The organism is Planktothrix agardhii (assembly GCF_904830935.1).
In the GTDB taxonomy this organism is placed as follows: domain Bacteria; phylum Cyanobacteriota; class Cyanobacteriia; order Cyanobacteriales; family Microcoleaceae; genus Planktothrix; species Planktothrix agardhii.
Genome location: NZ_LR882952.1, coordinates 1,966,586 through 1,979,929 on the forward strand (window position 1 = coordinate 1,966,586; position 13,344 = coordinate 1,979,929).

Annotated in this window: 12 protein-coding genes and 1 pseudogene; 6 read left to right on the forward strand and 7 right to left on the reverse strand. The window is 39.9% G+C overall.

All coding sequences use genetic code 11. The features are described from left to right. From NMG88_RS09090 to NMG88_RS09100, 3 genes are all read right to left on the reverse strand, one after another. On the reverse strand, positions 1–927 hold the full coding sequence (locus tag NMG88_RS09090; RefSeq protein ID WP_042155774.1) for a glycosyltransferase family 2 protein: 927 nt from the start codon (positions 925–927) through the stop codon (positions 1–3). A 15-nt stretch (positions 928–942) separates the two neighbouring features. Then, the gene (gene mraY / locus NMG88_RS09095; protein ID WP_227364995.1) at positions 943–2,049 is read right to left on the reverse strand and encodes a phospho-N-acetylmuramoyl-pentapeptide-transferase; all 1,107 of its coding nucleotides are present in this window, start codon (positions 2,047–2,049) and stop codon (positions 943–945) included. 68 nt (positions 2,050–2,117) lie between these two features. After that, a complete protein-coding gene (locus NMG88_RS09100; RefSeq protein ID WP_254035350.1) occupies positions 2,118–2,363 on the reverse strand; it encodes a DUF3134 domain-containing protein in 246 nt (81 codons plus the stop codon). A 152-nt stretch (positions 2,364–2,515) separates the two neighbouring features. Here NMG88_RS09100 and NMG88_RS09105 point away from each other — a divergent pair, with 152 nt between their 5' ends. Further along, on the forward strand, positions 2,516–3,109 hold the full coding sequence (locus NMG88_RS09105) for a PAP/fibrillin family protein (protein ID WP_235751872.1): 594 nt from the start codon (positions 2,516–2,518) through the stop codon (positions 3,107–3,109). Positions 3,110–3,230: 121 nt separating this feature from the next. Here NMG88_RS09105 and NMG88_RS09110 read toward each other — a convergent pair whose 3' ends face one another. From NMG88_RS09110 to NMG88_RS22480, 3 genes and pseudogenes are all read right to left on the reverse strand, one after another. Beyond that, positions 3,231–3,608, reverse strand: a complete 378-nt coding sequence (locus NMG88_RS09110; RefSeq protein ID WP_042155765.1) for an AvaI/BsoBI family type II restriction endonuclease — start codon at positions 3,606–3,608, stop codon at positions 3,231–3,233. Continuing rightward, positions 3,605–4,402 carry a hypothetical protein gene (locus NMG88_RS09115; protein WP_254035351.1) on the reverse strand — a complete coding sequence of 266 codons (798 nt, stop codon included), beginning with the start codon at positions 4,400–4,402 and terminating at the stop codon, positions 3,605–3,607. The genes NMG88_RS09110 and NMG88_RS09115 overlap by 4 nt, the downstream gene beginning before the upstream one ends. A gap of 312 nt (positions 4,403–4,714) precedes the next feature. Then, a pseudogene (locus NMG88_RS22480) lies at positions 4,715–4,828 on the reverse strand (DNA methyltransferase); the annotation flags it as partial. Positions 4,829–5,009: 181 nt separating this feature from the next. Here NMG88_RS22480 and NMG88_RS09120 point away from each other — a divergent pair. From NMG88_RS09120 to NMG88_RS09135, 4 genes are all read left to right on the forward strand, one after another. Next, positions 5,010–5,690 carry a Uma2 family endonuclease gene (locus NMG88_RS09120; RefSeq protein WP_042155763.1) on the forward strand — a complete coding sequence of 227 codons (681 nt, stop codon included), beginning with the start codon at positions 5,010–5,012 and terminating at the stop codon, positions 5,688–5,690. Between the two features lie 270 nt (positions 5,691–5,960). Next, positions 5,961–7,256 (forward strand): adenylosuccinate lyase, encoded by a 1,296-nt coding sequence (gene purB, locus NMG88_RS09125; protein ID WP_042155761.1) that lies wholly within the window; start codon positions 5,961–5,963, stop codon positions 7,254–7,256. A gap of 100 nt (positions 7,257–7,356) precedes the next feature. Then, entirely contained in the window at positions 7,357–8,067 is a 711-nt protein-coding gene (locus NMG88_RS09130) for a M15 family metallopeptidase (RefSeq protein WP_254035352.1), read from the forward strand. Positions 8,068–8,222: 155 nt separating this feature from the next. After that, positions 8,223–10,319: a M3 family metallopeptidase gene (locus tag NMG88_RS09135; RefSeq protein ID WP_227398000.1), complete on the forward strand. Its 2,097-nt coding sequence runs from the start codon at positions 8,223–8,225 to the stop codon at positions 10,317–10,319. Between the two features lie 96 nt (positions 10,320–10,415). Here NMG88_RS09135 and NMG88_RS09140 read toward each other — a convergent pair whose 3' ends face one another. Continuing rightward, positions 10,416–12,545 carry a hypothetical protein gene (locus NMG88_RS09140; protein ID WP_254035353.1) on the reverse strand — a complete coding sequence of 710 codons (2,130 nt, stop codon included), beginning with the start codon at positions 12,543–12,545 and terminating at the stop codon, positions 10,416–10,418. A gap of 417 nt (positions 12,546–12,962) precedes the next feature. Here NMG88_RS09140 and NMG88_RS09145 point away from each other — a divergent pair, with 417 nt between their 5' ends. Next, a complete protein-coding gene (locus NMG88_RS09145) occupies positions 12,963–13,247 on the forward strand; it encodes a DUF7734 family protein (RefSeq protein WP_042155755.1) in 285 nt (94 codons plus the stop codon). Positions 13,248–13,344: the final 97 nt, after the last annotated feature.

The following is a 13,344-nucleotide window of genomic DNA, read 5'->3' on the forward strand; positions in this document are numbered from 1 at the left end:
TTAAAGTTGTTCAATTACTTTGGCTTGGTCTGATAATTTAGCCTGTTGTTGTCCTTGGAAACGAGCATTTCCATTAAATAAGGAGATGGGGGTACTAATTAAATCCACGATTTCGGCTTTTCCGGTTAAGAGTTTGACCGTACCCAGGGGTAATTCTTTTAAGAACCAACGTCCTAACCGATATAAATATTCTGAAGTTGTTAACTCTTTCATTAAATTAATCCCATGGAGTTCATGCAAATACCGATTTGATTCTCCATAGCGTCGCCACTGACTTTTTAATGCTTTTAAAGTTGACCGATGACGGTGTTTAACTATTGCTTGGGATGCTAATTCTAATTGATAATTGGTTTGTTGTTGAATCCGCCAACACATATCCGCATCTCCCCCAGTAGTTAGGTAGGGACGGAACAAACCTACCTGTGCAAAAATAACGCGACGTATGGCTAAATTAGCGGTTTGACCGTAGGGTAAAAAACTATTATTTAAGGTGTGTTTTTGGGATAAAGTTTCTTGTTTATCGGCATATTTTTCTAATAAATTGTGACTGGGTAGGGCAATAATTTCACCTGCTACTAGACCAATATTGGGGTTAGAAAAGGGCTGAATTAATTGCTCTAACCATTGGGGTTCCGGTCGGCAATCCATATCGGTAAAGGCGATAATATCACTGGTTGCGACTTTAATTCCAGCATTGCGAGCGGCATAGGAACTTTGGATATTATTTTCTGATAATGAACAAATATTAATTGAAGAAGATGCGGCTAATTCCTGAACAATAGAAACAGAATTATCCTGACTATTGTTATCAACTAATAAATATTCTACTTGATCTGCCGGATAGGTTTGCGATCGCAAACATTCAATTAAATCCGGCAAATCCGTCTCGCCATTATAAACCGGAATGACAACAGAAAGGTTAATCATGATTCGGCTAAAAACCTAGAAAGGATTGTATCCTAGAAGCAGGGTAATTAACACTAAGATAGCATTAATTAAATAGAAACTCCCGACCACTTGGGTTTCCTGCCATCCTGATAATTCTAAATGGTGATGTAGAGGAGCCATTTTGAACAGACGTTTACCCACACCCTCGGTATTTTTTGTAGCTTTATAATAGCTAACTTGAGCAATTACAGAGAGGGTTTCCACGAAGAAAATTCCGCTAATTATTAATAACACCCATAAACTGTTAGTTAATAGGGCAACCGTGGCTAAACTTCCCCCCAATGCTAAGGCTCCCGTATCCCCCATAAACACTTTTGCGGGGTTACGGTTGTGGGTAACAAATCCTAAACAACTGCCACTCATGCAGGCACAAAAAGTGGTTAATTCCGGTGCGCTGGGGGCGACATAGGCCCCTAAACCTAAAAATGCGATCGCACCTAAACCGCCCATTAATCCATCCACACCATCGGTTAAATTAGTGGCATTACTTTCAGCAACTTGGGCAAAAATTGCCAGGGGCAAGAATAACAATCCCAGGGGAATTGCTAATCCTAAAGGTAAAGCAACGGTGGTTAAAGTGGAAGATTGAGTTAATGTTAACCACACACAAAATAGCGTCGCAAAACCTACCTGCAACGCCAATTTCATTCGAGGAGAAATCCCTTTATTTGATTTACGTCTTAAAATCTGCCAATCATCTAACCAACCAATAAATCCATAGGCTAAGGTTAGGGTAGAAACGGCGATCACATTGGGATTAAATTGAGTTAAAATTAAAGCGATCGCAACTCCCACAGGAACAAAAAATATCCCTCCCATGGTGGGAGTTCCGGCTTTTTGTAAATGGGCTTGGGGGCCATCTTCTCGGATGAATTGTCCGGCTTTAATCTTGACTAAAAGTGGAATTGCCCAATATCCTAAGATAGAAACGGCGATCGCACAAATCAAAACGGGTAAAAATAACGAGCCTTGAACTTGAAATAAATTATCGTTCACCCGGTCTAAACTAAGAGCGAATACACTCAACCCTAAACTCAGTAGAAACAATAGGGTTTGTCCAGACCAGTTGGATGATTTAACCGAATAAAGTTTGCTATCCACAAAAATTTTTAATCCTCAACACCACAAAATCACCATCCCAGAAATCGCTAGTTTCCTAGCGTCTATTTCTAGCTTTCTGATATATCATCATCATCATCATCATCGTCGTCATAGGCAGAGTCATCAACGGAAATCAGATCGGAGATTTCTTCTTCCTCCTCCAAATAGTCAACGGTTGTGGTACTACTGACGGTATCTCGTTCGATTAGACGTCCGGTGGACTCTAACCAAGCTATCAGTGAAATTTCTTGTTTGGAAGGAATCACATCAGCCGGTTCATGGGCTGGGATTTCTCGTAAGGATGGATTAAGCATTTTTAGTTTCCGGTGTCAAATAGAATTGAGTTAGACTTAATCTAATTTTACACAATCATTGGTTATGGACAGTATCATATTTTTTAAATCTATTTTGAGTCTTATAGATTTAAAAAAGCTAACTAATAATCATTTAAGCATAAGATAAAACTATGATTGACTCCAAAAAAGCCCTTTTATTAGAAATGATTGCGGGGAAAAATCGCGGTCTACTCGCCACCCCAGGGGATAAAGCCGCTATTTTATCCGCCTTGACTCAATTGGAAGAATTTAATCCCAACCCCCGCCCCCTAGAAGTTCCTCAACTGTTAGAGGGAAATTGGCGGCTACTATATACCAGTAGCGATGAATTATTAGGAATTGGTCGTTTTCCCTTACTTGAATTAGGACAAATTTATCAATGTATTCGGGTTGCGGATCGGAAAGTTTATAATATTGCAGAAGTTCAAAGTTTACCGCTATTAGAAGGATTAGTTAGTGTAGCCGCAGAATTTGAACCCGTTTCAGAAAAACGAGTTAATGTTAAATTTAATCGCTTTATTATTGGTTCTCAAAGGTTTATTGGGTATCAATCTCCTAATAGTTTAATTTCGGATATTGAAAAGGGGAAAAAATTCATTGCGATTGATTTTAGTTTACAAGCGCGGGATCAAAAAGGCTGGTTAGATATTACCTATTTAGATGAAGATTTAAGAATCGGACGGGGAAATGTAGGGAGTGTGTTTGTATTAACAAAAGTCATTTAATTTTTTTATATCCAACTCGTAGGGTGCGGCCATCGCAGCGCACGCACCAAAACCTTAATCAAAATCCAGGCAAAAATTTTAATAATTGTAGGGTGCGTAAGCCCCGTGCACGCACCAAAAACTAAAGATGGCAGATCCATCGACAGATAGAAGCGATTTGCTGATCATTTGTTAGATTAGCTGCATTCTCTAAACGTTCTGTTTCCAATTGATGCCAAATTTCTATTTTATCTTGAATTTCTAAATATTTTATGGCTTTCTCAGATAATCCTGCGGCTGTTAGTAAAGCAGGTTGTATATCTGTAATATTTACAAGATCAGCAGGCATTTTAGCTTGGGATGCAAATAACTTTAGGGTTCTTGCTTGTTCAATAAATGGGGTTGCTCTCCGGTTTTTTTCTAATGCTAAAATAACAAAACCTGATCGAGTCGCTTGATAATCCGTAATCAGATCATCACTACTTGTTAAATGTTGAAGATAGGGGTTATTCGGTGTCATTTGCACTTTCTCCAAATATAAATACACTTTCTTAAAGATTCCCGTCCATGTATTCCCATTTGTTTGCTACTATTTCCTTTCCCATTGGGTAATACTAAAATATTTTCAATATAAAATCCTAATTCCTCCGCTATTTTTGAGAGGATTAAATCTACAGAAATACTGACCACGGCATAACGAACATTATCATTTACCATAATTAAAGGTGTATCAGGTTTCATGACTCTACCACACTCTTGAATCACACAAGCCATTTCATAAAAATAGCCTCTGATCATTCTAGTAATTCCATTATTATTTAATAAACCTTGCGCTTTTTGTTCCTCTAAATAATTTAAAATAGATTGTAATAGATCTTGATTGTCTGTGATATTAATTGCTGTTTTCCATTCTGGATTTATTTTCAATAAATCTTTAGCTTTATTTTCCACAGTACAACTTAACATCTGTTGTCTAAGTTGGAGCAGTTCTTTTTCATTCACGCCAAGTAACGCTAATTCTAACGCATAGGTTCGAGTATAGTCATAACGATTACAATAAGGAGGAGAAGTAATCACTGCATTATAGACATTTTCAGGTAAGGTAGGGAGAATATCCAAACATGAACCTTTATAAAGTTTAAGAATTCCTTTCTGTTGATGCTTAGAAAACAGTTCTAATTGTTGACCCGGTGGCTGAATATCCTGAATAATTTCATCCAGTTTATTAACAATAGCCTGTTCAAAGTTGAGGATTTTTCCTTTGTTAAAAGGTATTTTCCCTTGTTGATGGTTTGATCGATAATCCCATCGCAAATATTGACCATCTTTGCGAGTATAACTAACTTCTTCTAATACACATAATAAGGCAAAACGTAATAGGCTTTTTACCTGTTCATTTTCTTGAAATAAAGCAACCCTGTATTTTTCAATAGATGCTTTTGTTTCTTCAGGATAAGCACTTTTTGTAATTCTCAGTTCGGGTAAAGGATCTAACTCTTTTGTTTCTAGCCAAGGTTTTTGATTTTTCCAGTATTGAATTCTGGTTAAATCTTCTAAACTTAAATCTAAATCAATGATTTTTCTAGTATTGATAATTTCCTGACCAATGGGAAGTAATTCGATTCCTTCCGCATTAATTCCCTGAGAATTAGCAGCAAATAAAGTTGTTCCACTCCCCGCAAAGGGATCTAAAATATTACCCTGATTAATATTGTACTTTTCTAGTAAATATTCAACTAGAGAGGCTGAGAATGCTTCTTTTGAAAACTAACTAAGGTTCGATTTAGTTCAGTCAAGGGATGAATAGAAATATTATTAATAATATCATAAAACTCAAGAGAACCCTAGTCTAAAGCAAAATAGAACCTTTCCCTTTTGTTATAATCAACATATAACCTGACTTTTAATCCCCTACCCCATAATGCTATTAAAATACAATCCTGGTCTTTGTTTACCTTCTGCGGAAGATTTACCCGATTCTGATGATACGCCTGTGGATAACGAACTGCAAGATTTAATCCCCGGACTCCTGAAAATTCTCCTAGCTTCTATTTGGTCTGAACGCATGGATTGGTTTTTTGGGGTTGATATGGGAATCTATTATGATCCTGAACAACCTGCTATTGTTCCCGATGGCTTTTTAAGTGTGGGTGTTCCTCGAATTATTGATGAAGATTTACGCTTGAGTTATGTCCTTTGGGAAGAACAAGAAGTCCCAATTCTGATTATTGAGGTGGTGTCTCACAAACGCCGGGGAGAATATACGAAAAAGAAACAGTTTTATGCAGAAATGGGGGCATTATATTATGTGGTTTATAATCCCCTACGCAAACGAAAACCGCCTTTAGAAGTTTATAAACTGGAAAATGGCACATACCAATTGCAAGCGGGTGAACGAGTTTGGTTGCCGGAATTACAGTTAGGTATTGGTCGAGAACGGGGAACCCATGTAGGAATTACCAGAGATTGGTTATATTGGTATAATCAACAGGGAAACCGTTATTTAACCGCCGAAGAACGTCTGCAACAATCTCAACAAAAAATACAACAACTGGAAGAACAATTACGACGTTTAGGAATTAATCCTAATCAACTAGATTAATATTAATTTGGAGAATTGTTGCCAATAAAATTAATTTCCTAACGTAGAGACGTACCATGGTAAGTCTCTACAATAATTTGGAAACTTTTTAAGGGTTGCGATCGCTAATCCACATCAAAAGTTAAAATAGGATAGTTGTGCTAAATGGGATGTTAGTGACGTCGCTCGGATGCAGTGGATAGGAAATTGGGCTACAACTGTTTCACCAGTCTACTGTTGAACGATTAACGTCTGTTTTAACATCAAAGCGATAAAATCCAAACCCAGAATATGATAGAACGGTATACTTTGCCCGAAATGGGCAATTTGTGGACAGAGACTTACAAGCTACAAACTTGGTTACAAGTGGAAATAGCCGTCTGTGAGGCCCAGGCGGAGTTAGGATATATTCCATCGGAAGCCGTTGAGGAAATTAAGGCTAAGGCGAATTTTGATATCAAGCGGGTGCTGGAAATTGAGGCAGAAGTCCGCCATGACATGATTGCCTTTTTAACCAATGTTAACGAATATGTTGGGGATGCCGGACGCTACATTCATTTAGGCTTAACCAGTTCTGATGTCTTGGATACGGCCTTAGCGTTGCAATTAGTGGCCAGTGTGGATGTGTTGTTAGAACGCACGGAAGCCTTAAGTCAGGCTATTCGTTACCAAGCGCAACAACATCGAGATACAGTAATGATCGGGAGATCCCATGGTATCCACGCTGAACCTATCACCTTTGGGTTTAAATTAGCCGGATGGTTAGCGGAAGTTTTTCGTAACCGGGAACGTTTGGTGCGTCTGCGTCAAACCGTGGCGGTGGGCAAAATTTCTGGGGCGGTGGGAACCTATGCTAACGTTGATCCTAGGGTAGAAGCAATCGCTTGTCGCAATTTAGGACTCGAACCCGATACCGCTTCCACCCAAGTTATTTCCCGGGATATTCATGCGGAATATGTGCAAACTTTAGCGTTATTAGCCGCGAGTATTGAACGGTTTGCAGTAGAAATTCGTAACCTGCAACGCACCGATGTTTTAGAAGTAGAAGAATTTTTTGCTAAAGGTCAAAAAGGTTCCTCTGCGATGCCCCATAAACGCAACCCTATTCGCAGTGAACGCTTAACCGGAATGGCGCGAATTATTCGGGGAAATGCGGTGGCTGCATTAGAAAATGTTGCCCTCTGGCATGAACGGGATATTTCCCATAGTTGCGTTGAACGAATGATCTTACCTGATTCTTCAACTGTGGCTCATTTTATGTTAGTTGAACTCACGGATTTAGTCAAGAATCTGTTAGTTTATCCTGAAAATATGCAGCGCAATATGAACCTTTATGGCGGTGTTGTCTTTAGTCAACGGGTATTATTAACCTTAGTTGAAAAAGGAATTAACCGCGAAGAAGCCTACAAAATTGTTCAATCTTGCGCCCATATTGCCTGGAATCAAACCGATGGAGATTTCCAATCTTTAATTAGAGAAAATGAACAAGTTAAAGCAACATTATCTCCCACAGAAATTGATACTTGTTTTGATCCTAAACATCACTTGAAAAACCTCGATCAAATCTATCAACGTTTAGACATATAAAAAGAAACCGGGTTTCTTCTCCTAACTTCTGGGATAAAATCAATATATTTCCTTCGGAAACCCGGTTTCTAACTAATTACATCACCATCATTTTAACCCTATGCTTTCTAAACTCTTGATGCGATTATTCTTATTTTTACTCCTAATTTTGGGTATTAACTGTAATTCCGTTCATGCTCAAAATTTAAACGCCCCTCCTGCTTCTCCTCCTGCTTCCCCTCCTCCCCTAGTAATTCAAGATTATAACCAAGTGCCAGAAACAGACAAATTAGTTGATATTAAAAGCGTTAACCTGAATATTCGTCACGATATTCGCTACGCCACAACCAACAATTTTTTAAAGAAAAAAATCTATTCTGTTCCCCGATGTTTATTACGTTCTGATGTTGCCCAACGGTTATCAAGAGTTCAACAGGATTTAGAACAAATGGGGTTAGGATTAAAAGTCTATGACTGTTATCGTCCCCTATCTGTGACTCGTCAAATGTGGGCAATTTTACCCGATACTCGTTATGTTGCTAACCCCGCCAAAGGGTCTCGCCATAACCGAGGGGCTGCGGTTGATTTAACCTTAGTTGATTTACACACCGGGGCTGAATTAGAAATGCCAACCGCCTTTGATGATTTTACCGATAAAGCCGCCAGGGCTTACCCCGGAAATTCTCCCCAAGTTCGTCGGAATAGTGACTTACTTGCTGTTAAAATGAAGAAACAAGGATTTATTCCCTTAATTACAGAATGGTGGCATTTTGATGCCCCCGGATGGGATAAATACGGCCTTTTGGATATTCCTTTAGAAAATATTCGTTAAAATAAATAATGCTCAAACCTTAATAGGGAACTCTTTTCTTTCCTATTCCCTGTTCTCTACTATACAATAGTGAGGTGCAAGACCTTATGGGAGTTGGAGGTTGTAAAGCCCCCCTCGACCCCTAATTTACCCCCTAAATTGAAAATAATAGAAGTATGAGTTCCACAATCACAGAAAACCCGCTATTAATTGGTCAGGGATTACCCCCTTTTGAACAGATTACACCCGATCAGGTTGTCCCTGGAATCACCCAACTGTTAACTGAATTAGAACAGGATCTTATTCAGTTAGAAACTGATGTAAAACCCACTTGGAAGGATTTAGTTGAACCTTTAGAAAAACTACAGGAACGGTTAACCTGGAGTTGGGGAATTGTGGGTCATTTAATGGGTGTTAAAAATAGCCCTGAACTGAGAACAGCCCATGCAACGGTTCAGCCTAATATTGTTCAATTTATCAATAAACTAAATCAAAGTAAAGCAATTTATCAGGCTTTTAAACAGTTAAGAAATAGCGATGAATGGGATAATTTAGATTCGGCTCAACAACGAATTGTGAATACGGCTTTACGAGATGCTGAATTATCTGGAGTTGGATTAGAAGGAGAAGATCGCGATCGCTTTAATACCATTCAGTTAGAATTAGCCGAGCTTTCCACTAAGTTTTCTAATCACGTTTTAGACGCAACAAAAGCCTTTAGTTTAACCTTAACAACACCGGAAGAAATCGCCGGATTACCCCCAAGTTTACTCAGTTTAGCTGCTCAAGCTGCCCGTTCATCGGGGTCAGAAAATGCCACCGCCGAAAACGGCCCCTGGCGAATTACTTTAGATTTACCTAGTTTTAGTCCTTTCTTAAAATATAGTCAGAGGAGAGACTTACGGGAACAAGTTTATCGAGGTTATATTAGTCGGGCGTCGAGTGGGGAATGGAATAATTTTCCCTTAATTGAAAGAATTTTAGAACTCAAAAAACAGAAAGCCAATATTCTCGGTTTCAATAGTTTTGCCGAACTGAGTTTAAAGAGTAAAATGGCTCCCAATGTGGAAGCAGTAGAAGCATTATTAGAAGAATTACGCCTTGTTAGTTATCAAGCAACTCAACAGGAATTTCAAGATTTAAAAGCCTTTGCACGGTCAAAAGGAGCGACGGAAGCCGAGAATTTACAACATTGGGATATTGGCTTTTGGTCAGAACGACAACGGGAAGAAAAATTTGCCTTTACCGATGAAGAATTACGGCCTTATTTTTCCTTACCTCAAGTGTTAGATGGGTTATTTGGATTAGTTCAACGTATCTTTGGAATTACGATTATTCCCGCCGATGGTCAAGCCCCGATTTGGCATCCAGAAGTCCGTTATTTTCAAGTAGCTAATTCAAGCGGAAATCCGATCGCATTTTTCTATTTAGATGCCTATAGTCGCCCCGTAGAAAAGCGAGGAGGGGCATGGATGGATGATTGTATTAACCGGGCTAAATTCGTCGAAAATGGCGAAACTAAAATCCGATTACCTGTTGCTTATTTACAATGTAATCAAACGCCCCCGGTGGATGATAAACCTAGTTTAATGACCTTTGGAGAGGTAGAAACCTTATTTCATGAATTTGGTCATGGCCTGCAACATATGTTAACTATTGTTGACTATCCTGGGGCGGCGGGAATTAATAATGTGGAATGGGATGCTGTAGAATTGCCTAGCCAATTTATGGAAAATTGGTGTTATGATCAAGCCACATTATTTGGTATGGCAAAACATTATCAAACCGGAGAAACTTTACCCGAACATTATTATCAAAAGTTATTAGCGGCTAAAACCTACATGAGTGGGACAGCCATGTTAAGACAGTTACATTTTGCCTTGCTGGATATCGAATTACATCACCGTTATCAACCCGGAGGGAATGAAACTATTAACGATGTTCGTAACCGGATTGCCGAGAATACTATGGTTTTAAAACCTATAGTTGAAGATGCGTTTTTATGCGCCTTTGGTCATATTTTTGCCGGGGGTTATGCGGCTGGATATTATAGTTATAAATGGGCAGAAGTATTAAGTGCTGATGCCTTTGCCGCCTTTGAAGAAGCAGGATTAGATAATGAAAATGCGGTATCTGAAACCGGGAAACGCTTCCGAAATACGGTATTAGCTCTGGGGGGAAGTTTGCATCCCATGGAAGTATTTAAAGCCTTCCGAGGACGGGAACCAAGTACAAAACCTTTATTAATTCATAGTGGTTTAATTGCGGCTTAGTAATCAGTCATCAGTCAAATGTTACAACCTATTTAGGATTGCTATATTAACTGATGACTGATGACTGATGACTGATGACTGATGACTGACCACAGCTTATTCCAAGAATAAATTAGGATCTGGTGCATTATTTTCACCACTGGGGGCGGGTTCCGGTGCGGGTTCCGGTGCGGGTTCCGGTGCGGGTGCGGGTGCAATCTCCTGAGTCGGAGGTGCTGCGGGTTCGGAATAGCTAGGTTGTGAATAACTAGGTTCAGAATAACTAGGCTCGGAATAACTAGGTTCAGAATTGTTAGAATAGCCCGAATCATTGGAGTAGCTAGGTTCGGAATAGCTGGGTTCGGAATTGTTAGAATAGCCCGAATCATTAGAGTAGGAATCTTGATATACGGGACGGGCGGGTTCGGTGGGGGCTTGTTGGATCGCAAGCGACGCATCTCTTTCGGCCGCCCAACCTGCCACCGCCCCTTGAGCTTCAGAATATAATGCCCGACCATATCGAATTTGAGTAGCTTCGGCGATCGCCCCACTCAGATTTCCCTTTTTCGCTAAATTATAAGCTCGATCCAAAATCGGCCGATCTTCGGCGGTTTGAACCGTGGCCACCCAACCGAAAACTTTATCCTGTGCCTGCTTATACAACGCTCGACGGTTGCCAATTTTAGAGGCTTTGTCAATTGCAGCACTCAGATTGCCTGCCTTGGCCAAGGCTAAAGCTTCATTAAGGACAGGCTGATCTTCAATAATCTCAATCCGTTTGTTCCATTCGGCAATTAAGGTTTGAGCCTCCACCCGCAAGGGACGCCCCAAAGCCACCTGACGGGCTTGTTGTACCGCCAGGGAATATCCTTCCGGGGTTTCCGTCTGGGCTAACCGTTGCGCTAAAGCCAGATAGGGCCGATCCTCAAGACGTTGAATTTCCTTACGCCAATGGGCGACTAAGGTTTGAGCATGAACCCGCCGAGGCTGTTGGGGGGTAATCATCTGAGCTTGATCAATCGCCAATTGTAAGGCTAAAGGGTGTTCAATATTTGCCACCGCCGTTGCCAATTGTAAACTGATTAGATCTTGGATTTGTCCTGAGACTTCTGTGGAAGTAACTTTTGCTTCTTCGTAGGGAAGCTGATTATTCCCCATTTTATCCAGAGTCGCTTGTCCTTCCCAGAGAATCGCCATTTGTTGCCAAATAGATTTGCTACTGGCTTGATTCCAACTGAGGGCTTTCACTTCCGCCATTAAAATTAAATTTTGCGCTTCTGAATATAAAGGAGAATAGTTAGGAACTAAACCCGCAATTTTTGTTAAACCCTCTATATTTTTTTCCTTTAATTGTTTAGTGGCTAAATCAAGTAAAGATCGACTCCAATTTTTAATTTCTTTAATTGCGCCCGCTTGAATATAAAGTTTTTGATCAATTTGATTAGCTAAGGCGATCGCTTCGGCTAACTTTTCCGGGGTATTTTCCTTCGCCAACTCCCTAGCTTCATTCAGACGTTGATTCCCTTGACGCTCTAAGCTCAAACGATCCATGACTTCATTAAACCGTTTTTCACTCCAATGACTATTATTTAATTTGGATAAAGCCTGGGCATATTCAAAGGCTTTACTCCAATCTAATGCCTTCATTGCTTCTTGGGCTTTGTCATAAATTTTTTGCCCCTGACCCCAATTATTTTTCCATCCCTCAATAGCGACGGCCACCGATTCATAAGCGGGGGTATTTTTCGGTACAATATTAACAATGGCTATGGCATCCTCTAAATTTCCGGTTTCAATCTTCTTCTCTGCAATTGTAATTAAAGTCTGTGACCACTCTTGCATTTTTTTCTGCGCCAGTCCCTGGAGAGGATGGTCAGCCGGCCAACTAGCAACCAGGGCAAAGGCTTGACGTAAGGGTTCAATTTTGCCCGACTTTGTAGCCATATCAGCACAATACAAATGTTCGCTATCGGGAGATAGGGAGGAAATATCCTCACAGTTTGGCACGGGTGGCATTGTCAATAACCACAACAACGCCCCTGTCCCCATCGTCCCAAACCCCAGTAAGACAATTAGCCACAGAAAAGGCCAACCCCAAAACCAAGCCGGAAGTTTCAACGGGATTTTTTTCTCGGTCTTGGCGGTTTCCTCTACCGGGGTTTCTAAAGCATTTTCCGATAGGATAGGACTCGAAACTTCCTGATTGGGTTCTGATGGAGAGACATGGGTTTTGTCAAACTGTGGCATTGTCATGACTGCGCCTTATTCGGTACGATCTTTCAAAGTTGCCTTATTGACATCCTCACCGCCCTAAAAGCGCGACGATTCCTAAATCTCACGATTTAGGTTTGGTGCTTTTTTGCAACTGCCTCCACATTCTAATACAAAGCCTAACTACGAAGTTAAAGATTTTAGACCTAATTTTTCGATAATGGTGGGAAGCTTTGACATATCCCTGAGTAGTTGTGGTGCTGGTGTTCAAAACTCTGTTTGTCCAGTAGCTTAGACTAAAGCGATTATCAAACAGTTAGTGACATTACGGCAAGGAACGGTTAAAGCTGAAAATGAAGGTTAGGGAAAAGGATCTATTTTTACTATTAATTTTCCCTTGCAAAAATCTTCCTATTTAACCTCTTTTAATTCAATTAATTAGGAATTTTAATCATGAAACGCTTAGAACAATATACCACTAAACGCCCTCAAGAAGTTTTAATTGTTAAAATTGAAATTGATGGCGAATTTGATGAAATTGCGATTTTTAAAGGATTTTCTAGTTCGTTAATGCGTCCCACCGCTTTTGATCCTGATATTCCTATTATTCCTAACACAGCTAAAATCCTTGAAATTGATCGTCTATCTAGTCCTTATAATCCCACCGAACCCCATTATATTCAACAGGGATTAACCTGGGAAATGATGCAGGAATTATTAACAGAATTGGGACTATAATTGTTGATTCAGAAATCTGGTTTCTCAATTGATCTTTTTGTTAATAGTAAAGGTGATGGCAGAAACCCGGTTTCTAGGTGTTCATTTCAAACTGCGA